A 23,293-nucleotide genomic window follows, 5' to 3' on the forward strand; every position below is an offset into this window, starting at 1 on the left:
TCAACAGTGCTCAGTCCTGAAGCGAAAGCGGCCGCATGTCGGTCCAGTGTGCTGCGATGTAATCCAGGCAAGCCTGTCGTTCGCCGCGTTGCCCCACCTGCGTCCAGCCATTGGCGCTCGGCTTGCCCACCGGCCAGAGGGAATACTGGCCTTCGTCGTTGCGAACCACCTCGAATTGCGGATTGCTGTCACTCATGCTGATTGCCCTCTTCGGGTTGCGTATCGGTGCTGATAATGTCGGCAATCACCTGCGCCCATGGGCCTGCAACGATGCCGTAGTGATCGGTGTCCAGCCGCTGCCAGCTGAGCAACTGCGGGAGCAAGTCCTGCCAGGCCTGTTTCAGGTCTGCGGCGTTCCAGGCCTCGCCCACGCTGTAGGGGTTGGCTTGAGCGGCGCTGAAGATGCGCACGCAGGTGTTCGCCAACGCCGGTGGCTGAAAGGTCTGCATGCTGGCGATGTTGTGCTGGCAGCAACGGGTCAGGTGTTGCAAATAGGCTTGCCGGTCTTCGGGCAATGCCCGGTCGAGGGAATCGGGCCAGCGCTGGGCAAACTCGCGCTGGAAAACCTGCTCGATCGCCTGCGCACCGATGCTCGCCAGTTCCGCTCCGGCGTCCGGCGCGGGCGGGTCGATCAGGTACAGCAGCGGCTGCCTGAATCCGCAGGGCGCTACGAGACTGCACATCGCCTGCGCCACCCAGGCGCCAAACGACCACCCAGCCAGGCGCCAGGCACCGCGGTTGGCTTCCCGGGCCTCGATGGCCTTCAAGTACAGTGCCGCGCGCTCAGTCACGCCGATGTTCGGCAAATCCGGAAGACGCAACGCCGGGTCGGCAATCACACGCACGCCCAGATCAGGGTGCAGCGCCGACACCAGCGCTCGGTACGCCTGGACATCACCGCCCACCGGGTGAATCAGGTACAGCCACTCGCGCCCCGCACCGGCGTGCCATTGATCAATCTGCACCGCATCGGCCCAGGTTGCCGGCGCCCCCGACGTCAAACCGACTGCAGCCGCGTCCGCCAACGCCAGGATCTCTCGCAGGCTGACCTTGTGACTGAATTGCGACAGCTGGAACACCACGCCAGTGGCCGCTTGCAACTCATCGATCAGGTCCAGCAGTGTCAACGAATCCGCCCCCAGCTCGTACAGCGAATCGTCTTCATCGAGGCTGCTGACCCCTAGCCATCGGCACAGGCACTCGTGCAGATGGCTGGGCAGATCTGGCACCTTTGGTGCAGCCACCGGCGCAATGGCGGCGCCATGGCGAACCGGATAGAAACGCCGTGCAGCAACGATGCCGGTGGTCGAGATCAACAGTTGTGGCAGTTGCGTCGCCATGGCCAGATCGAATACCCGACAGCCCTCTTGCGCCGTCATGCCGACCGCCAGGTGCCCCTGATGCGCGGCATCGCCAGTGCCCGCGCCGGTGGCCACGCCGATGTCGCGCCAGACGTCCCAGTTGATGCTCAGCCGCACGCAGTCGCCGGCGGCGTTCGGACGGTAATGGGCGAAGCCGTCGAGCACGCCACTGGCGGCCGCGTAATCCAGGTGCCCCGCGCCGCCGAACAGCGCGGACATCGATGAGCAATACAGCACAAACCCGGGGCTCATCGCTTCGATCAGCGCCTCGACCGCGAGCATGCCGCGGGTCTTGGACGCCATGGCTTCACCCAACTGCCGGGCATCACGCTGGCGGATCAGGCTTCCCGCACCGACACCTGCAGCGTGAACCACTCCCGCCATGCGGCCGTAGCGACAGGTCAGTTGATCGAGCACCGCAGGCCAGCGCGTCAGGTCGGCGATGTCAGCCCGGACGTGCTCGACCCGGCCGCCATAGGCCGCCAGCGCCGCTGGCATTTCACCCCCGCGTGACAGCACGACGATGCGTCGTTGCGGCGCCTGCAGCAGGTGCTCAACCAACGTGCGACCGATACCGCCCGTGCCGCCCAATATCAGAAACGTGCCGTCCATGGGCAGCCTGTTCGCCAGCACAGCGCTGGCCGGTAACGGACTGGCAAGCAGCCGTGGTTGCCACAGGTAACCGTCGCGAATCGCCATGCGCCGTGGCAGGGACGCCGAAGCCGCGAGCAACGCCATCAGCTGCTGCGTATCCATGCGCGGCGTCGGCCAATCCAGCCAATGACAGCGTACCGGGTATTCCTGGGGTACCACTTCGGTGATGCCGGCCAGCGCCGCCAGTTCGGGACGCAGCACCTCACCCGCAACCGGGCAGGCCTGCCACGACATCAGCCACAGGCGCAACGCCGTGGTTCGCGAGGTCTGTCCCCAGGCCTGCATCAAGGCGCTGACGGTGTCCAGACCGGCCCATTGCGCTGCCACCAGGCTTTGCTCATTGACCGGCCCGGTCACCGACAGCGGTAACGCGTGCACCCAGTCGAGTTCGCCCAAGGCAGGCACGGCCAGCTCATCGAGCAGGCGAGTCAGCGTCGGGGTATCCAGCGGGTCGAGCTCGAAATGATCCGGCGTGTGCCGTTTGAAACCATTACCGGCGCGCACCTGAACCACTCGCTGATAGACGTTGTTCAGGTGCTCCAGCACGGCCGTGTCGAGCGCGTCGTTGCTGCAAATGACCAACGTTTCGCGTCGTTCCGTGACCGCCTCAGCGTGCAAACGCTGCACGCGGGACCACTGCCGTTGGTAGAACCAATCGGCCAAGGGCTTTCGCTCAACGGCTATTGCGTTTTCAGTTTCAACGGCGCTCTGGAAGCGGAAGGTCTCCAGATCGAAAGACGCTGGCGGCAGATCCCACGGCGGCGGCGCCGAGTGCTGCGGCCAGTCGATGGTTGCACCGTCATACCAGGCGTCGATCAGCGCCTGGGGCGATTGCCCGGTAGCGTTCAATCTGACACCGGATGCGCTCACTTGCTTGATCAAGGAGGTGTGCAGTTCTTCCCCCGGCCGATACACCATTGCCAAGCGCCAAGGCAGTTGCCGACGTCCGGATTGCAGGTGACGCAGCACCGCCTCGTGACGCTCGGGAAAGGCGTTCAGATACCCTGCAATCGCCGCGACATCGCACAGCAAAGCCGAACGGCTGTGAGCCGAGATCATCAGGCAGGGCAACACGCCCTCAGCCAGCACTCGCTCCTGCTGCGCGGCCCCCACGATCACATGCGCATTCGTGCCACCGATGCCAAAGCTGCTGACCCCCGCCAAACGCCGCCGCCCTGCTGGCCATGGCCGCGCTGCGGTCGGGATGTAAAACGGCGAATTGGCGAGGTCGATCTGCGGATTGATCCGGGCAAAACCAAGGTTCGGCGGCACCACGCCGTGGAATACCGCCAGGCTTGCGCGGATCAGCCCGACGACCCCGGCGGCCGCGCCCAAATGGCCGATCTGGCTTTTCACCGAGGCCAACGCGCAACTGCCGGCCGCATCACCGAACGCCTTGCTCAACGCCGCCACCTCGACCGGGTCGCCGAGTAACGTGCCGGTGCCGTGGGCTTCGATGTAACCGATATCGGCACCGGTCAGCCCGGCCCTGGCCAACGCTTCGCCAATTACCGCACTCTGCCCCGCTACCGAAGGCGCGGTGTAGCTCATCTTGTTGCGGCCGTCGTTGTTCAGTGCAGAGGCTTCGATCAGCGCATAAATACGGTCGCCATCGGCGCGGGCGCGGGCCAGCGGCTTGAGCACCACCACGCCATAACCACTGGCGCCGATGGTGCCGCTGGCATCGTCGCTGAACGGCCGACACAGGCCATCACTGGAAAAAATGTGCTGCGAACGATGGCGATAGCCGTCGGTCAGTGTCGGGTCGATCAGCACCCCGGCCGCGAGCATCACGTCACTGTCGCCCTGGCGCAGCAGCGCACTGGCCAGGTGCACGCCAATCAGCGAGCTGCCGCAGGCCGCCTGCACGCTCATGGCAGGGCCGGTGAGGTTGAGGTGGTAGGCGGCTTTGGTCGCCAGGAAGTCCTTGTCGTGGTGCAGCGCCATCTGGAAACCGTCCGGCAAATCCCCGTCGGCGGTCTCGCGCAGCATCTGTTGGAAGTAGGTGGTTTCGCCACAACTGGCAACCAGACCGATGCGCGGGCCTTCGGCAGACGGCGTGATCGCCGCGTGTTGCAACGCCTGCACACACGCCATCAACAGATGCCGCTGTTGCGGATCCATCAGCCGTGCTTCCTGACGGCTGATGCCGAAATACTCGGGGTCGAAATCAAGCATTCCGGCCAGTTGACTGCGGGCACCCACGCGCCCCTGAGCCGCCTCGAAATGCTCGATCCCCAACTCGGCGCCCAGCACCATCGCCCAGAACTCTTCGAGGTTCTGCGCCCCGGCCACATTGACCGCCATGCCGATGATCGCCATCGGTTGCTGGCCGACATCGGCATGGCGTATCCGCTCGGTCGGGTTCGATGGCGTGCTCGACAAGTGCGCCGCCAGGCTGCGCACCGTCACCTGTTCAAACAGATCGGCCATCGCCACCTTGTGCGTCAGTTCCTGGTTGTAACGGGCATGCAGGCGCATCAGGCCAAGGCTGGTGGCGCCCGCTTCGAAGAAGGTTTGATCGGGCTCGATGTCCCGGCCGATCTCGGCGCTGAACAGCGCACTCAATTGCTGCTCCAGCGGGCTCAACGCAGTGGCCGGTGTGACCGAACGACGGCGTTGCAGCGCCTCGCCCAACCCCGTCAACGCCTTGCGATCAATTTTGCCGCTGGGCGTACGTGGCCAGGCGTCGATCCGTCGATACTCGTCAATACGCACATGGGCCGGCAGCTGCTTGGCGACTTGACGATCCAGCGTCTGCGCCATCGCCGGCTCGCCGTCCAGTTGCAGATAAGCGATCAGGCCCGGTGGCTCAGCCTGAACCGTCACCACCGCGTTGATCACCGGCGGCAGCTGCATCAGCGCCGCTTCGATCTGCCCCAGTTCCAGGCGATGACCGCTGAGTTTGATTTGCTGGTCGTCGCGCCCCAGGTAGTGCAGGCAACCATCAGCGTCGGCCCAGGCAAGATCGCCGGTGCGATAGCACAAACGAGCATCGCCTTCAGCCTGCGGCAACACGACAAACCGCGTCGCGTTGAGCGCTGGGTCGCCGAGGTAGCAGCGTGACACCATCGGTCCGGCCACCAACAGGTAACCACGGCTACCGCTCGGTACCGGACGGTCGTGCTCGTCCACCAGCAGTAAACGGGCATTGCCGACGGCGTGGCCGATCGGTGCGCGCAGCGGCCAGTCAGCAGTAGTCGGCGGCAAGCGGTAAGCGCTGACCACGTGGGTTTCGGTGGGGCCGTAGTGGTTGAACAGCGTCGCCAGCGGCAGACCACCAAACCAGGTTTTCAACGCGTCGGTGCAGAGTAATTGCTCCCCCGCCGCGACCACTTCGCGCAACGCCGGCGGGTATGTTCCTTGAGCCATAGCGGTTTGCGCCAGATGCTGCAACGCAACGCAAGGCAGGTACAGGCGCTCGATCCTCGCCTCAATCAGATACGCCAGCAACGCCTGTGCATCCTGGCGCCAGCGCGGCGTGATCAGGTGATAGGTGCCGCCGCCGCACAAGGTTGCGAAAATCTCCTGAAACGACACGTCGAACGACAACATCGAAAACTGCAAGGTCACCGATCTGGCCGGCAATTGGCCCTCGGTGCGCTGCCAGTGCAGCAGGTTGCACAGGGTCCGATCCGACACTTGCACACCCTTCGGCGTACCCGTGGAGCCGGAGGTAAACAGCGTGTACAGCGCGCGCTCGCCGACATGATGGGCGCGTGCGAACGCTCGGCGTTCGCACTTCAGGTCTACCCGATACCGGGCAAAACGCTCGGCATCAAGGTGACCCAGTGCCGCTTCGGTCGCGGCGCTGAACAACAGGCAATGCGGGTTCGCCTGTTCCAGCACCTGACGCTGCACGGCCAGCGGATATCCGGGATCGAGCGGTACGGCGGTCAGATTGAGTTTTGCCAGGGCCAGCAAAGCAACGATGTGCTCGACCGAAGCCTCAAGAAACAGCACCACATGCAGCGGCGTGTTGTCTGGATTCGGCAGCGGATGGCGTTCGATCAAGGCCCCGGCCAGGGTGTTGGACAATTCATCCAGTTCGCCATAGCTCAACTGCTGCTGGCCAGCGACCAGCGCAATCGCGTGGGGTGTGCAATGCACTTGATGACCGAACCAGTCGGCCACGGTGTTGAACGGCGGTTCGTCGCGCGAACCTTCACTGGCCACCGGCAGGTGACGCCGATAAGGGGTGAGGAGATCATCCAGGGTGGCGGCCGGTGATTCCAGCAGCAGGTCGAGGCTGCGGCAAAGCAGTTCATGCACGGTGTGCATCTGCGCTTGATCAAAGTAGCTGCACTGATATTCCCACCAGCATTCGGCCCCCACGACCAGCAAGGTCAACGGACATTTGGCCTGCAAGTGCTCGCTGAACTCCAGGGTCGCTTGCAAACCGGACCGCGCCAGTACGGCGTAATCGGTGTTTTCCAGCACGAACATGAAATCGAACAACTGGCTGTCCGACGACAACCGCAGGTCTTCCACCACATCCGCCAACGCGACGTCCTGTAACGCCAGCACCTCGCGCACCGTGTCGGTCTGACGGCGCAATTGCTCGCTCAGCGCCAAGGTGTCATCGATGCTTGTCGGAATCAGCACGGTGTTGGCCAACATCCCCAGCATCGGTTCAAACTGCGCCAGCGGCCGGTTCGCCACTGGACTGGCGATACGTGGCCGCTCCCGCCCGGTCAGCGCGTAGAGGCTCCAGGCGAAGACACTGAGCAGCACTTCGAAACGGGTCAGGCGCTGCTGGCTGCAAAAACGGTCAAGGGCCGCGTTGCGCAGTTCGCCCAAGGGTGCGCGATGCAGTCTGGCTGGCGGGCTGACAGCCCGCATCGGCATCAGCGCGGATGACGGCGCCTCTTGCTGGCGGTGCAAACGTGCCAACGCTTCGCGCTGGCCGAGGTAATGCGGGTCGACGCTCCACTGCCGCTGCCATTGGCCGAATTCCAGCGTGGTCAGTTGTGGTGTCGGTTGAGGGCTGACGCGCCTACGCACGGCGTCTTCATACAGCTGCGTCAGGTCGTCGAACAACAGATTCATCGACCAGCCATCGACGATGATGTGGTGCAGGTTGAGCAGCAACCGGCAACTTCCATCGGCAAACGGCAGCAGCCAGGCCTGGAACAGCGTCGGCATCGCCAGATCGAAAGGCGTGCCGAACACCAATGCTGCAAAGGCTCGCCAGGTCTCTTCGGTGAAATGCCCTGTCTCGAAGGTGCGACACACCGGTCCTCGTTCGGCAATCACTTGATCGAGGCCATCGGCGCCAGACACGAATGCCGTGCGCAAGGCCGGATGGCGCTCCACCAGTTGCTCCACGGCACGCGCCAGCGACGACACATCAACACCGGTAGCCAGATGGAGAATCAGCGGCACGTTATAAGCGGTCGAAGTCGGCGTTCGTTGCTGCATCAGCCACAGGCGGCGTTGTTCGGCAGTGGCCGGCAGACGCAGTGCATGGCTGATGGCTGGCGCGGGAGGATAGATAACGTCCGCCTGTTGCCCGTTCAGCTGTTCGGCCAGTGCCACGAACGGCTCGCTCAACAGCGTTGCGACGGCAATCTCGCGCTGCCAGTGTGTACGGATTGCTGAACGCAGACGCATGGCCTTGAGTGAATCGCCGCCACTGCCGAGCCAGTCATCGTGCGCATTGAGCGCCGGTTGCCCGAGCAGCAAACGAACCTGTGCAAGCAACCAGTCCAGCGCCGGAGAACCCTCGACATCGCTCGGCTCGACGGGGGGCCGCCAAGGGCTCAACGGCTGTGCCAGCAAGGCGTCGCGGTCGATCTTGCCGTTAGCGGTCAACGGCAGTCGCTCGAGCAGAAACACCTGGTGCGCAAGCATGTAGAACGCCAGTCGGGCCTGCAGATGGGCCTCGAATTCACGGTACTGCAAACCCTCGCGAGGGACGATGAATGCCAGCAACTGATGGTCTTCGGCCTCCCGACGTCGGGTGCAGACATAGGCCTGCAGCACCTGCGGATGTTCCAGGATCTGTTGCTCCACCTCCCCCGGTTCGATGCGAAACCCACGAACCTTGACCTGCCGATCAGCGCGGCCAATGTATTCGACCAGCCCTTCGACATTGATCCGCACCCGATCACCGGTGCGGTAGTGAATCTGGGCGCCACCGTCCAGCTCGGCCAGGCGCACGAAGCTGCGAGCGGTGTCTTCGGCACGGTTGCGATAGCCACGGGCGACACCGCTGCCGCTGAGGTACAACTCGCCGACTTCACCGGCCGCCACCGGCCGTTGCTGCTCGTCCAGCACCTGCACGCCGGTGTCCGGCAATGGCCGGCCAATCGGCACCGACAAGCCGCCGAAGTCACGGGCAATCGGGTAGCACAAGGCAAACGTCGTGCATTCCGTAGGCCCGTAGACATTGAAGATCTGGCACTGACTGCGGGGATTCGCCGCGTACCAGGCGCGCACGGCGGCGGCACTGATCTGCTCGCCACCGATCAGCAACTGACGCAGGCCGGCAAAACACGCGGGCCAGTCCGCGCTCAAGGTGTTGAACAGCGAAACGGTCATGAACAGGTTGTCGATCCGCTCCTCTTCCAGAACCTGGGCCAGACGTTGCGCGTCCAGCACATCGTGATCGGCAATCATCACGCAGCAGCCACCGTTGAGCAGCGGCGCCCACAGTTCAAAACTGCACGCATCGAAGGCCGGATTGGACAGGCAGGCAAAGCGATCCGTCGGACGGATTTCGATATAGCCTGCGGTCTGCGTCAGGCGCAGCACGCCCTTTTCACCGACTTCCACGGCTTTCGGTGTGCCGGTGGTGCCCGAGGTGTAGAACAGGAAACTCACCTCGGCAAACGTGTCGGCCAAGGGTTGCAGCGGTTGCTGCGGGTAATCCAGCAGCGTGTCGACATTCGCCGTCCAACACGCGGTTGCTGGCGCCCACGACTCATCCGCGGCGATCAGCCCCACGCAGGCGGCATCGGCGAGGATCAAATCGCGGCGTTTGGCCGGGCTGGCCCTGTCCAGCGGCACCACCACGGCACCGACTTTCAGCGCGCCGAGGATCGCGGCCAGCCATTGCCAGCCCCGGGGCATGCACAGCGCCACGGACTCGCCGGGTTGCACGCCCCGTGCCTGCAAACCCCGGGCGATGCGCTCGCTGGCGCTGGCCAGTTCGCTGTAACTCAGGCGCACCTGCTGATCGACGACTGCCAGGGCTTGGGGATCGCGGCGTACTTGTGCGGCAAATTGTGCGAGCAATGTCAGCATCTGTGGATTCATGATTTCGCCTCCTGCGCGTCAAAGCGTTGCAGCTCCTGCTTGAGGGTCTGTGAGACCCGATGCACTTCAGCGGTTTCGAGCATGTCCCAGTGACCGCCATTCACCAGTTTCGCCAGGAAGTCGTCGGCACGCCGACGCCAGAAGCTGCGTAGCGGATGCAATTGCTGGCGACTGAAGCCTTCCCGGGCCTGGATCAACACCACGCGACCGGCACGCGGCTCGCACTCGTAGCCAGCCATGGCCAGGCGGTTGTGGTTGTAGAGGTTGAAATAACGTTCGACTTGCGCGTCTTCGATGCCGGGGTACATGCCATTGAACCGCACCAGTTTGTCGCGGAACTCGGCCATATCCACGGTGCCGATCTGCTGGCGGAAACCCGGATCATCCGAGCCTTGGGTATCGAGCAATACCACGGTTACCCGGCGATGGCCGGCGGCTGTCAGGCGCCGGGCCATTTCGTAAGCCACCAGGCCACCGAAGGACAACCCGGTGAGCACCAGCGGCTGCGTCGCCAAGGGTTCGATCAGGCGCAAATAGGCTTGGGCCATGGCTTCGACCGTCGGCTCGGTGGCCTCACCTGGGTTCAGCCCCGGTGACTGCACGCCGTATACGCCGACCTCTTCCGGTAGCACTTTGGCCAGGGACAAATAGCAAAACGCAGTGCCGCCCGCCGGATGAATGCACACCACATTGCGCTGACCTGCGCCGCGACGGAATTCGATCAGGTTGCTTTGCCCCGCTGCTGGACTGGCGCCGGCGCGCAACCAGCCGCCCAGGGCTTCGATGGTCGGGTAGCCGAGCACCACGCGCACCGGCACTTCGACGCCGAACGTCTGGCCGATCTGGTGGGCCATTTTGATCGCCGCGATGGACGTTCCGCCGACATTGAAGAAGTTGTCGCGAATGCCGATCTGGGTCGCCAGCAACAGACCTTTCCAGATTTGGTAGAGCGTCAATTCAATATGATCGCGCGGGCTGCTGAGGTTGACCTGACGGTTGGCCAGGTCTTGATCGGCGAGGGTCGTCAGGGCCACGCGATCGACTTTGCCATTGGCGGTCAGCGGCAGCGCGTCGAGCCACAGATAAGCGCTCGGCAACACGGCACGCGGCAGGGTCGCCGCCAAATGGGCGTGCAGCGCTGACTCATCCGGGGTTTCCATCACCGCACAACAGGCAACCAGCCGCTGGTTCTGCGCCGTATCGCCGACCATCAGCACCACGGCGGCCCGGATATCGGCGAAGGCCTCCAGCCGCGCTTCAATCTCGCCGAGCTCCAGGCGCACGCCACGCAGCTTGACCTGGAAATCATTGCGACCGAGAAATTCCAACTGGCCGTCCGGGCGATAACGCGCCAGATCGCCGCTGCGATACAACCGGTCTCCCGGCACAAACGGGTTGTCGATAAAGCGTTCGGCGGTGAGCTGCGCCAGGCCCAGATAACCGCGCGCGACACCCACGCCGCCGACGTGCAATTGACCGGTCACCCCGACCGGCACCGGCGCATCGCGCTCATCCAGCACGTAAAAACGGTTGTTGGGGATCGGCCGTCCGATCGGCACTTGCAGAGCCGGGACTTCGCCGCCGGGCTCCAGGGTCCAGACACTGTTGATCACCGTGGTTTCGGTCGGGCCATAGACGTTGTGCAAACGGGCATGGGGCAGTCGCTGCTGAAAACGCCGGGCCAGGGCTGGCGACAGCTCACCGCCGCCGCTGAAGACATCGGTCAGTTCGGTGCACAGGCTGACTTCATCGACTTCGAGGAACAGCTGCAGCATTGCCGGCACGAACACCAGCGCCGTGACCCGCTGCTCGCGCACCGTTTTCGCCATGTAACCGGGCTCCAGATGGCCGCCAGGACGCGCGATAACCAAGCGTCCGCCGGTGGCCAGCGGCCAGAAAGTCTCCCAGGCCGAGGCGTCGAAACCGAACGGAATCTTGTGCAGCATGACCCCGCGTTCGCCGCAGATCTGCGAGCACCACAACAGCAGATTGGCGAGGCCGCGATGCGCGACCATCGCGCCTTTGGGCAGCCCGGTGGTGCCTGAGGTGTAAATCACATAGGCGAGGTGATCCGGCGTGACACCAACGCTGCGCGGGTCGGGGTTTGCCGGCGACAAATCGGCCCAGAGCGCGGTCTGCGCCTGGAGGTCGAGCACCGGCGCTTCCCAGCTTGAACCTTGCTGCGCCTGACGCAATATCGCGTGCGCCGAGCCGAGCGTCAGCAGCACTGCCGGGGTGCTGTCACTGAGCATGTGGCTCAGGCGTCCGACCGGATAATCAGGGTCCAGCGGTACATACGCGCCGCCGGCCTTGAGCACCGCGAGCAAGGCCACCGGCAGCTCCAGCGAACGCTCGACGCACACTGCCACGCGCACGTCCGGGCCGACACCGAGGCTGCGCAAATACGCCGCCAGACGATTGGCCCGGGTGTTCAACTCGTCGTAGCTCAGGGTTTGCGCTTCGAAGGTCACCGCACAGGCTTGCGGGTTGCGCGCAACCTGGGCTTCAAACAATCGGTGCACGCAGTCCACCGGTTGTGCCAGCGGTGCGCAACGGTTCCAGTCCACGAGGATCTGTTCGCGCTCGGCTTCAGCCAGCAGCGACAAGGCGCCAATCGGCTGCTTGGGGTCTTCGACGATGTGCTGGAGCAACTGTCGGTAATGCCCGCTCAAGCGTTCGATCGTCGCCGCGTCGAACAGGTCGGTGTTGTACTCCACCAACAGGTTCAGCCGCCCTTCCCGTTCAACCCATTCGAACGCCAGATCGAACTTGGCCGTGGCGCTGCTGGTGCTGTACGGCGACAGGCTCAAACCGGGCATGTCCAGATCGCCCCCGGGCGTGTTCTGCAGTACCAGCATGACCTGGAACAACGGCGAATGAGCGGTATCGCGTTGCGGGTTGACGGCCTCGACCACCTGATCGAACGGCACGTCCTGATGAGCGTGCACGTCGAGCATTTGCCCGCGCACGTCCCGCAGCAATTCGGCGAAAGTGTGCTGAGGATCAAGGCGCTGGCGAACGACGACAGTGTTGACGAAGTGCCCGATCAGCGGCTCGATTTCCGGGCGGCTGCGGTTGGCGAATGGCGTACCGATGCACACATCCCGCTGACCGCTGTGCCGCCACAGCAGCACGGCCAATGCGCCCATCAACACGTTGAACAACGTGCCCTGGGTTTGTCGGGCCAGCCCCTGGAGTTCGCGCAGGGTGTTGGCGTCGAGCGATGAGCTGAACGTAGCGCCAGCGTAACGCTGCACCAGTGGCCGTGGCCGGTCGGTGGGAACAGTCGACAGTGCCGGCGCGTCAGCCAGGGTGCGCCGCCAGTAATCGAGTTGCGCAGTCAATGCATCCCCACCCAGGCGTCGTTGCTGCCAACGGGCGTAGTCGGCGTACTGCACGGGCAATGGCGCCAGACTCGACGCATCGCCGCGCAGATAATCGCCGTACAGGGTCGCGACTTCGTGCAGGATCACGCCCATCGACCAGCCGTCGGCGATGATGTGGTGCACGCTGTACAGCCACAGATATTCATCCTCAGCCAGGCGCAGCAACGAGGCGCGCAACAGTGGGCCGGCGGCCAGATCGAATGGCGCGCGGGCGTCTTGATCGACTGCCGCCCGCACGTGCTGCTCGCGTTCGGTGCCCGGCAGGTTGCTCAGATCGGTCACCTGCAAGGCCAGCGGCATCGCGCGATGGACAATTTGCCGGGGTTCGCCATCGACCATGCAAAACGTCGTGCGCAGCATTTCGTGGCGCTGGATCAGCGCGTTCAGCGCCCGCTCCAGCAGTTGCACGCGCAGCGGCCCTTTGAGCGTCACCGCTGTGGGCACGTTGTAGAACGCGTTGCCCGGTTCCAGTTGATCGAGAAACCACAGTTGGCGCTGCGAAAAAGACAGCGGCCAGTCCACTTCATCGCCCGCCCTGGAGGGAATCACCGCGCCATCATGGCCGCCGAGTAACGCGATCAGTTCAGACTTGTGCAGCTTGAGCGCTTGCATCATCTCGTCTGTAAGAAACCCGCGAGGCGCCTTGCAGCGCAGCTTGTCGCCGTCCACTTCAAGGGCTACGCCATGACGCGTGAACAGCTCCAGCAATTGATAGGCGTTCATACCTCAAATTCCTCCATGTCGCTGTCATCACTGGGCCGGTCGGGCGCAAAGGCCTCAACCGCGGCGCGGTGTTGCTCATCCGTGGTACGCAGGCCACCGACCATCGAGTAGATCAATTGATGGCTCGGCCCGAGGTTGAACAGCGCCGGTAATTGCTGTTCATCAATCGAGCCCATGCCGCAAAGGCCCAACCCTTGCTCGATGGACGTCATGCTCAGCAATTGCGCGATGGCGCCGGTTTCGATGTGGCAGAAGTCGCGACTGCGCTCGCCGTACAGCGGACGGATTGCAGCCATGTCGGCGATGAAAAACAGCGAAAACGCGGCGTTTTCGAAGACCGGCCGATTGACGAAGTAGTCGTAGGTGTCCGGGTCGAGCACGCCACTGTCGAGCGCCACCAAGCGGTGTTCGCACGGGTCGTAGTAATACGCGCCACCGGGGATGCCGAGCACCCGTTCCGGCTTGACGTACAGGTACGCCTGGATCGGGTACAAACCGCCGGCCGACGGAAACTGGTATTTGACCTCGCCGTCGAGTTGTCCCTGGGCAAGTGCAGCCAACAGCTCGGCAAAGGCGCGGGTCTGGATCGGTTGCGTGGCGTATTGGCGCACCGAGCGGTAATCGCTGAATCGCTTGGCGAATGCCGGGGTCTGCGGCAATGTCAGCGCCACACTCGGCGACGTCTGGGCAAAGGTGCGACGCCCGCGCTGATCTGCCTTGAACTGCGCGCGCAGTTGCGGATCCTCGATCACGTCCTCGGTGCTGCTCACACGCTGCTGCGCATTGCTGACCAATGCCTGGTGCTGCAGGCTTTGGCGGTACATGCCGATCAGGTGCAGCAACGTCGGTTGCGCCAACAGTTGCGCCACGTGCGGGCGAAAATGCAGTTCGCTGGACAGCGCATTACTGATGCGCACGATGTCGATCGATGTTGCGCCGAGGTTCAACAGGTTGGCGTTGCCAGCGATGGCATCACGCTTGAGCACGCCTTGCACAATCTCCACCAGCCGCTGTTCCTGCGCACCGTCGACTTCCAGCGCTGCGCCGGACGGCTCTTGCTGCGACGGCTCCGGGAGGCGCTTCTTGTCGACCTTGCCGTTGGACGACAGCGGCCAGGCGTCGACGAACGTGAACGACGACGGCACCATGTACGCCGGCAGTTTGTCCGCCAGGTACTGGGCGAAGTCGCTGGCTTGCAACGCCGGATCGGCCTTGAGCACATAGCAGGCCAGACGTTTTTCTCCGAGCGTGCTGCCAAGGATTTGCACCACCGCACCTTGCACGCCCGGGTGACGATTGAGCGCGGCTTCGATTTCGCCCAACTCGATGCGATAACCTTGGACCTTGACCTGATTGTCCTCGCGGCCAAGGAATTCGATGTTGCCATCCGGCAGCCAACGCCCGAGATCGCCGGTCCGGTACAGGCGCTCGCCGGTCAGCGGGTGCGGGAAGAAGCTGGCGGAGCTGAGCGTTTCATCGCGCCAGTAACCCTGGGCAAGGCCGATCCCGCCGATGTAGAGCTGCCCGGCGACCCAGGTCGGGCGCACTTGCAGCGCTTCGTCCAGCACGTAGAAGCGCTGGTGATCGAGGGCTTTGCCGTAAGGGATGCTGCGCCATGCCGGGTCGACGTGCTGCACCGGATAGCAGATCGACCAGATCGAAGCTTCGGTCGCGCCGCCGAGACTGAACAGTTGCGCCGCCGGCTGCAACGCCCACAGCCGTTGCGGCAGGGTCAGGGGAATCCAGTCGCCAGAAAGCATCGCCACCCGCAGGCTGGCGGGCAGTGTGCCGCGCTCGCCCTCGACGTATTCAAGCAACATGCCGAGCAACGCCGGCACCGAGTTCCACAAACTTACCTGGTGACGTTCGATCAAGTCCCGCCAGTGCGCCGGATCGAGGGCCAGTTGCGGTTCAAGCACCACCACCGCCGCGCCGGCGGCCAGGGTGCCGAAGAAGTCATAGACCGAAAGGTCGAAACTCAGCGACGAAATCGCCAGCACCCGATCCGTCGGGCCAACGGCAAAGCGTCGGTTGATGTCGAGCAAGGTGTTGACCGCGCCGCGATGATCGATGACTACGCCTTTGGGCATGCCGGTGGAACCGGAGGTGTAGATCACGTAGGCCAGATCGGTGGGTGCAACGTTGACCGGTTGCAACGGCGCGCGTTCGACCATGACCTCATCGGTCACGGCGATGGCGCTGACCTGCCCAGGCCACTCGATCACGCCAAGCAGTGCCGGTTGGGTCAGCACCAGGCTGACTTCGGCGCGCTCAAGGATATGCCGCACGCGTTCTGCCGGCAGGGTCGGGTCAATCGGCAGATAAGCGCCACCGGCGTACTGAATCGCCAGGGTCGCCACCACTTGTTCCCAGCCGCGCTCCATCATCACGGCGACCAGGCGATTGGGCACCACGCCCTCGGCCTGAAGCTGCGCCCCCAGAGACCGCGCCGCCGTGCGCAATTGCCCGTAGGTGAATTGCCGTTGCGCAGCAATCACGGCCACAGCGGCCGGCGTCATGAGAGCCTGACGCTCGAACAACTCGTTCATCAACGGCAACGTGCCTTGAGTGTCGGGCGGTGCCGGCAAACGCGCCACTGGCAACAGTTGTGGCGTACTCGCCGCCCAGGCCGCCGGCTCCAGCAGGCAATCGAGCAGTGTGTTATAGGCGACGAACATGTCCTCAATCATGCCCGCCGGAAACAGCTCATCGATGCTGTCCCAGTTGAACAGCAGACGTCCGTCGAGCTCCAGCAACGTGTGGTCGAGCCAGACTTGCGGCGTCTGAGTGATGCTGTGCATGGGTTGAGCGTTCAACGCGTCCGCGAGGTTGAATTCCGCCAGTTCCGGTGCGGCCTCAGAGAGCGTGCTGTTGAACACGATCGGCATTGCCGTCTGCTGCACGCCATGCGCCTGGGACAATTCGCGCAATACCCGCACGCCGCTGACCACCGAGTGATCAATGTCTTGCCACAATTGCGCCTGCAACGCCCGAGCCTTGTCGGTGAAGCTCATGCCCCCCTCGACGTGAACTTCCAGCAGTACCAGGGAAGTGAAGTCGCCGATGATTTCATCGACGTCCGGGTGCAACGGCAAACGGTTGAACAGCGGCAGGCTCAGGGTGAATCGCGGCTGGCGGCTCCACAGCGCCAGCACTTCGCTGAACGCCGTGAGGAGCATCACCGACGGCGTCACCGCGAACTGTTTGGCCACGGCTTTGAGCTGCGACCACTGCGCCGCCGGCATATCGCGGTCGCGTCGCGTGAAGTGCGGATTGCCGATGCTGTCCGGCTGGCGAACCAGCGGCAGGTCTGGCGCCGGTGCCAGGCGGGTGACCCGTTCGCGCCAGTAGCTCAGCGCTTGTTCATAACGAATGCCGCTGCGCAGTTGATGTTCGGCCAGCACGTAATCACGAAAGGTCAGCCCCGGCTCGGGCAGGCTCAGGTGAGGGTCAGCATAAAACGCCATGAGCTCGCGGGCGAGAATCTGTGTGCTCGCGGCATCGACGATCAACGCATCCAGGCTGATGTGCAAATGGGTGATGCCATCATCGAGCAACGACAGGCCGAACTCGAACAGTGGCCAGCGACTGGCGTCCAGCACCTGGTGCGACTGGCGCTCGCGGGTCGCTTGCAGCGCCTGTTGCGCGACCTCCGCAGGCAAACCGCGCAAATCGCTGCGAGGCATGCAATAGGTCGGCACCTGCTCCAGCACCTGTTGCGTACCGTCGGTGAGAAACACCACGCGCAGCATGTCGTGGCGCTGAATCATGCGATTGAGCGCCTGCTCGAAACGTGCGGCGTCGAAGTCCGGGATGCGCAGTTCTTCGTAGCCGTGAGCACTGACCCCGCCGAGACTGACCGTGGCTTCGCGACCGAACCAGTAGGCTTGCTGGATATCGGTGAGCGGGAACGGCGCATGCCGCGCGACACGATCTGCCTCGATCTCAAGGAAGGCCGGGACGATTTGAGCATCATTGCTGCGCCCGGCCTGCACCTGCGCCGCCAGATCCATCAGCACCGGCGTCTTGAACAGATTGCTCAAGGACAGCTGCGCGCCCATGCGCTGGTTGATCGCGTAGATCATCCGGGTCGCCAGCAGCGAGTGGCCGCCCAATTCAAAGAAGTTGTCGTGAACCCCGACTCGTTCGCACTTGAGCACCTCGGCCCAGATCTCGGCCATTTGCTCTTCAATGTCGTCGCGCGGCGCCACGTAAGCAGCCCCGGCGGTGCGCTCCGGCGCCGGTAATGCCAGACGGTCGAGCTTGCCATTGCGGGTCAACGGCAACTGCGCCAGCGAGACCCATGCAGTGGGAATCATGTGCTCAGGCAAGTGCCGTTGAAGTGCGGCACGCAGGGTTTCGCTGGACGCCGGGCCGACCACGTAGGCCACCAGACGCTTGTCACCTGCCATATCTTCACGCAGCAACACCGCCGCTTCCTGCACGCCGGGCTGCTGTTGCAGCAAGCTCTCGATCTCGCCGAGTTCGACCCGGAAACCGCGCAACTTGACCTGCTGATCGATGCGTCCCAAGTACAGCACGTTGCCGTCGGCCTGGAATTTCGCCAAGTCACCGCTGCGGTACATGCGCGCGCCGGGTTCGCCACTGAACGGGTCCGGCACGAAGCGTTCGGCGGTCAGGTCGGGGCGGTTCAGGTAACCGCGCGCCACGCAGGCGCCGGCGATGTACAACTCCCCTGCCACGCCAACCGCCACCGGGTTCATATCGTCATCGAGCACGTACAGCCGCGCGTTGGCGATCGGTCGGCCAATCGGCGGCGCGTCCGGCCAGTCGGCGGCGGCGCTGCACGACAGGCTGAACTGGCTGACCACATGGGTTTCGGTCGGGCCGTACTGGTTGTGCAAGTGCGCACCGCCGAGGTCGCGCACAAAGCGGCGCAGTTCATCGTTGATTTGCAGGGCTTCGCCGGCCGTGACGATTTCGCAGCCGCCGGCCGGCATCGGCGCATCGGCCTCGGTCAGCCCGGCGAGTTGTTGCAACACGGCAAACGGCAGGAACGCCCGCTGCACGCCCTCGGCCACCAGGGTCGGACGCAGCGCGGCGAGGTCTTTGCGACTGTCTTCGGTCATCAGCAACAGGCTGCCTCCCGAGCACAACGTGCTGCAGATCTCCTGGAACGACACGTCGAAATTCAGTGAAGCGAATTGCAGGACCCGGCCCGGTGCCGGTACTTGATCAAGCTGCCAGGCAATCAGGTTATCCAGCGCGCGGCGATTGTGCGCCACGCCTTTCGGGCGGCCGGTGGAGCCGGATGTGTAGAGCACGTAGCCGAGATTATCCGGGCTGACCTTCACCTGCGGATCGGTGTCCGGACAATGCGCCCAGCGCTGCATATCTGTATCCAGGCAGCAGGTGTCGATGTCGGTCGGCAGCGCATTTGGCAAGGCGCTCTGAGTCAGCAGCAAGGCTGGCGCCGCGTCGCTGAACATGAACGCCAGACGCTCCATCGGGTAAGCCGGATCGAAAGGCACATACGCCGCGCCCGCCTTGAGGATTGCCAGCAAACCGATGACCATTTCCGGCGAGCGTTCCAGGCACAGACCGACCCGGTGCTCGGGCCGCACGCCTTGCTCGATCAGGTAATGCGCGAGGCGATTGGCGGCCTGATTGAGTGCGCGATAACTCAGTTGCCGGTCATTTGCGATCAACGCCACTGCCTCTGGCGTGCACCGGGCCACGGCTTCAAAGCGCGCGACCGTGTCAGGCATGGCCGAGGTGTCGCGCTCGGTACGGTTCCAGTCGTGGACGATCTGTTGATGTTGTTCCGTGCTCAGCAGGCTGACGCTCGATAACGCTTGTTCCGGCTGCTCGACCATCTGCGTCAGTACCCGGCGCAGGTATTCGGCAAACTGCGCCACCGTGCCCGGCTCGAACAACCCGCAAGCGTATTCCAGACCGCCGACGATCTGCCCGTCACGCTCATGCAGCGCCAATTGCAGATCGAACTTGGCCACATGATGGCTGCTCTGCACCGGGCTGACCTCAAGGCCGGACAACAGCAGATCCGAGTCTTGATCCTGTTCCCAGGCAAACAGCACCTGGAACAGCGGGCTGTGCGCCAGGCTGCGAGGCGGGTTGAGCAACTCGACGACCTGTTCGAACGGCAGGTCCTGATGTTCCTGGGCACCCAGCGAAACGCGGCGCGCTTGCTGCAGCCATTGCGCGACCGTCGGCGAACCCGCGCGGGTCATGCGCAGCGCCAAGGTGTTGACGAAGAAGCCGATCAGACCTTCCAGTTCCTGCTGCGTACGGTTGGCCGACGGCACGCCGATCACCACATCGGCTTGCCCGGACAGTCGCGACAGCACCAGCGACCAGGCCGCGAGCAATATCATGAACAGCGTGGTGCCCTGCTGCCGGCACAAGGCTTTCAACCGGTCAGTCAGGGCCCGATCCAATACCAACGGCACGAAACCGCCGAGATAGTCCTGCACCGCTGGGCGTTTGTGATCGGCCGGCAATTCCAGCAATACCGGCGCGCCGCTGAGGGTGTCGCGCCAATAGCGGCACTGCTCGGCCAGCACATCGCCGGTCAGCCATTGGCGTTGCCATACGGCGTAATCGACATACTGCACAGGCAGCGGGGGCAAGGAATTGTCGCGCTCATGAATCGCCGCTTCGTACAGCAGGCCCAGTTCACGGGTGAGCACGCCCATCGACCAGCCATCGGAGATGATGTGGTGCTGGGTCAGCAGCATCACGTGGTCATCCTCAGCCAGGCGCAACAGGCTGACGCGCATCAGCGGTCCGCGGCTCAGGTCAAAAGGCTTTGCGCCTTCTTCGTCGATCAATTGCGCCAGACGCGCCTCGGGTTGACCTTGCAAGTCAGTTATCGCCAGCTTGATGAAAGCCCCCACCTCACCGATCAGTTGCTGCCCTTCCCCCTCGACGGTGATGAAGGTGGTGCGCAACGCGGCATGTCGTTCCACCAGTTGATTGAGGCTGCGTTCAAGGGCTGCGATGTGCAACGGACCGCGCAAGCGCAGGTTCAACGGCATGTGATACGCCGCGTTGCCACCCTCCATTTGTGCGAGGAACCACAGGCGCTGCTGCGCAGACGACAACGTTTGCGCGCCCGAGCGCTCAACAGCCGCTATCGCCACGCGAGCCGTGTCCTGGTTGCGTTTGAGCCGTTCGGCAAATTGTTCCAGCACCGGCGCAGCAAACAGCGCCGAGGGGGCCACTTCCAGGCCGAGTTGCTGGCGCACTTGAGCCAGTACGCGCATCACCAGCAGCGAGTGGCCACCGAGCGCAAAAAACTGATCCTGGCGGCCAACCTGCTCGACGCCGAGCACGTCGGCCCAGATTTGAGCCAGCGCGATTTCCAGTGGACCTTGCGCCGGCTGATAGTCGCGCTGATCGAAGGCCTGAGCGTCCGGCGCTGGCAATTGCGTGCGATCGAGTTTGCCGTTGGCCGTCAGCGGCAGCGCATCCAGGCGCACGAACGCTGTGGGCACCATGTAATCCGGCAGGCTGAGGTTGAGTTGCTTACGCAGCGAACGCGGCTTGAGCGCCGCGCCTCGGCTTTCGCAGTAGTAAGCGACCAGTCGCGATTCGCCAGCCGTGTCCTGGCGCAACAGCACCACGCTTTCACGCACGCCGGCAATGTCCGCCAGACGCGCTTCGATTTCTCCCAGCTCCAGGCGCAGGCCACGCAGCTTGGCCTGAAAGTCATTGCGTCCTAAAAACTCCAACTCGCCGTCCGCCCGATAACGTGCCAGGTCACCACTGCGATACAGGCGCTCGCCTGCCACGAAGGGACTGTCGATGAAACGTTCGGCGGTCAGTTGCGGCAGATTCAGATAACCCCGGGCGACACCGATGCCTGCGATGTGCAAGTGCCCGGCGACACCCGCCGGCACCGGGGCGCCCAAGGCATCGAGCAGATAAATCCGCGTATTGGCCAGCGCACGCCCGATAGGCAACACGCCGTCGGCCACGCTGCCTTTGTGCAATTCAAAACACGTGCTGTCGATGCTCGCTTCGGTCACGCCGTACGCCTGGACGATCTGCACGTGGTCGCCAGCCAGTCGGCGCAATTGTCGGGCGCTGTGGGCAGTCCAGACGTCCGACCCACAGACCACGGTGCGCATGAACGACAGGTCGTGGCCGCTTTCTTCAACCCAGGCCAGCAACGGATTGAGCACAGCCGGCACGAAGTCGGCGAAACCGATCTCAGCATCGCTCAGCAGACGATACAGCGCGGGCGGGTCCATCAACGATTCACGCGGGCACAGCACCAGCGTGCCCCCAAAACCGAGGGCGCGGATCAGATCGGCGCTGAACACGTCGAAAGAAAAACCAGCCATTTGCAGGTGATTGAGGGACGCGTCGAGGTTGTAGAGTTTTTCCCAGGCTGCACTCACGGCGATCAGCCCACGGTGCTCGACCATGACGCCTTTCGGGACGCCGGTGGAGCCGGATGTGTAGATCACGTAGGCCAGGTGCCGAGGCGTCAGCCCAACTTCATTGGGGTCGGGGTTGTCCTCCGGTTGCGCGTCCCATGGGCGAGTGTCGGCGATGTCCAGCACGGTGGAATGTGCAAGGCTGGCAGCGACAGAACCGTGGCTCAGCACCACGGCGGGGGCACTGTCGGCGAGCATATGCGCCAGCCGCGCGGCAGGATAAGCCGGATCCAGCGGCACATACGCACCGCCTGCCTTCAGCACCGCCAGCAGGCCGACCAGCATGTCCAGCGAGCGCTCCAGGCACAGCCCGACGCGCACGTCCGGCCCGACACCCAGGCTGCGCAGGTGATGGGCCAGGCGGTTCGAACGAGTGTTCAGTGCGCCATAACTCAGCGCCTCGTCGTGCCAGCGGGCGGCGATGGCGTCCGGGTTGCGCCGCACCTGGGCTTCGAACAAACCGTGTACGACTTGGGTGGTGTCGAAGGATTGCTCGGCGCTGTTGCAGTCGTGGAGCAGGTACTGGCGTTCGGCTGCGCCAAGCATTTGCAGCGCCATCACCGAAGCCGAGGGTTGCGCCACCATCTGCTGCAGCACCGTGTTCAGGTAACCGGCAAAACGCTCGATGGTCGCGGCGTCGAACAGCGCTGGGGCGTAATGCAAATGGCCGCTGATGCGCCCATGCGATTCAGCCAGCACCAGGCTCAGGTCGAACCCGGCAGGCAGCGGTTGCGAATTTTCCCAGGCGAATAACACCTGCATCAGCGGATGGTAGGCGGGGCTTTGTTCGTGGTTGAGGCACGCGAGCAGTTGCTCGAACGCCACGTCTTGATGCTGCTCGGCACCGTGCAGCGCAGCGCGGATGCGCATCAGTAGCTGGCTTGTGGAAGTGGCCTCTGCAAGTGACACGCGCATTGGCAGAATGCTGCCCGACTTACCCGTGCATGCGCCGATGATCACCTCGTGCTGACCCGACAACCGCGCCAGCACCACCGCCCACCCGGCGAGCAGCGTCATGCACAAAGCGTTGGCGTCACGTTGGCTCAAACTTTTCAGGCCTGCGGTCAGCGAGGCATCCAGTTCCACCCCGTACGCAGCAGTTTGCAGATTCTGCACCGCCGGTCGTGGCCGGTCGGTGGGCAATTCCAGCAACGCCGGGGCACCGTCCAGCCGCTCGCGCCAGTAGGCGAGTGACGCAGTGTCGGATGGATTTTCGGATGTAGTGCTGGGCTGCGCGGGGGTCGCCCCGCGCAAGGAGGATTTGTCGAACATCAGGCTACCGTCCATGACTGGATTATTTTTGTGTGTGCTTGGCTGGGACGTTCATAGCCCGCCGGTCAGGCCCGACACGTTGTGCCGGATCGGTGATGCGCAATTCAGGGGGATGGTGCGGCGCGTGCCTGCGGACCAGCGTCATGAGCGGGCGCAATGGCGTACACGAATTTGCGGGGGAATTGGCTGGCGAACAGCGCAAGGAATGAGT

4 protein-coding genes are annotated in these 23,293 nt (G+C 63.8%); all 4 read right to left on the reverse strand.

Annotation, left to right across the window (positions count from 1 at the left end):
• Positions 1–10: 10 nt before the first annotated feature.
• Genes ACP7D9_RS21860 through ACP7D9_RS21875 form a run of 4 tightly spaced genes read right to left on the reverse strand, consistent with a single transcriptional unit; the run spans position 11 to position 23,082 of the window.
• On the reverse strand, positions 11–196 hold the full coding sequence (locus ACP7D9_RS21860) for an MbtH family protein (RefSeq protein ID WP_426159588.1): 186 nt from the start codon (positions 194–196) through the stop codon (positions 11–13).
• Complete coding sequence (locus tag ACP7D9_RS21865) at positions 189–9,275, reverse strand: amino acid adenylation domain-containing protein (RefSeq protein WP_426159589.1); 9,087 nt, start codon at positions 9,273–9,275, stop codon at positions 189–191. The genes ACP7D9_RS21860 and ACP7D9_RS21865 overlap by 8 nt, the downstream gene beginning before the upstream one ends.
• Positions 9,272–13,384: an amino acid adenylation domain-containing protein gene (locus ACP7D9_RS21870; protein ID WP_426159590.1), complete on the reverse strand. Its 4,113-nt coding sequence runs from the start codon at positions 13,382–13,384 to the stop codon at positions 9,272–9,274. Before ACP7D9_RS21870 ends, ACP7D9_RS21865 begins: the two co-directional genes overlap by 4 nt.
• The gene (locus ACP7D9_RS21875; protein WP_426159591.1) at positions 13,381–23,082 is read right to left on the reverse strand and encodes an amino acid adenylation domain-containing protein; all 9,702 of its coding nucleotides are present in this window, start codon (positions 23,080–23,082) and stop codon (positions 13,381–13,383) included. Before ACP7D9_RS21875 ends, ACP7D9_RS21870 begins: the two co-directional genes overlap by 4 nt.
• Between the last annotated feature and the right edge of the window lie 211 nt (positions 23,083–23,293).

The sequence above is a fragment of the Pseudomonas sp. TSRC2-2 genome, assembly GCF_049897785.1.
GTDB lineage: Bacteria > Pseudomonadota > Gammaproteobacteria > Pseudomonadales > Pseudomonadaceae > Aquipseudomonas.

Excerpts from the sequence above, each read along its gene's own strand:
- ACP7D9_RS21875 (WP_426159591.1), bottom strand. The coding sequence starts at position 23,082 with ATGTTCGACAAATCCTCCTTGCGCGGGGCGACCCCCGCGCAGCCCAGC.
- ACP7D9_RS21870 (WP_426159590.1), bottom strand. The coding sequence starts at position 13,384 with ATGAACGCCTATCAATTGCTGGAGCTGTTCACGCGTCATGGCGTAGCC.
- ACP7D9_RS21860 (WP_426159588.1), bottom strand. The coding sequence starts at position 196 with ATGAGTGACAGCAATCCGCAATTCGAGGTGGTTCGCAACGACGAAGGC.
- ACP7D9_RS21865 (WP_426159589.1), bottom strand. The coding sequence starts at position 9,275 with ATGAATCCACAGATGCTGACATTGCTCGCACAATTTGCCGCACAAGTA.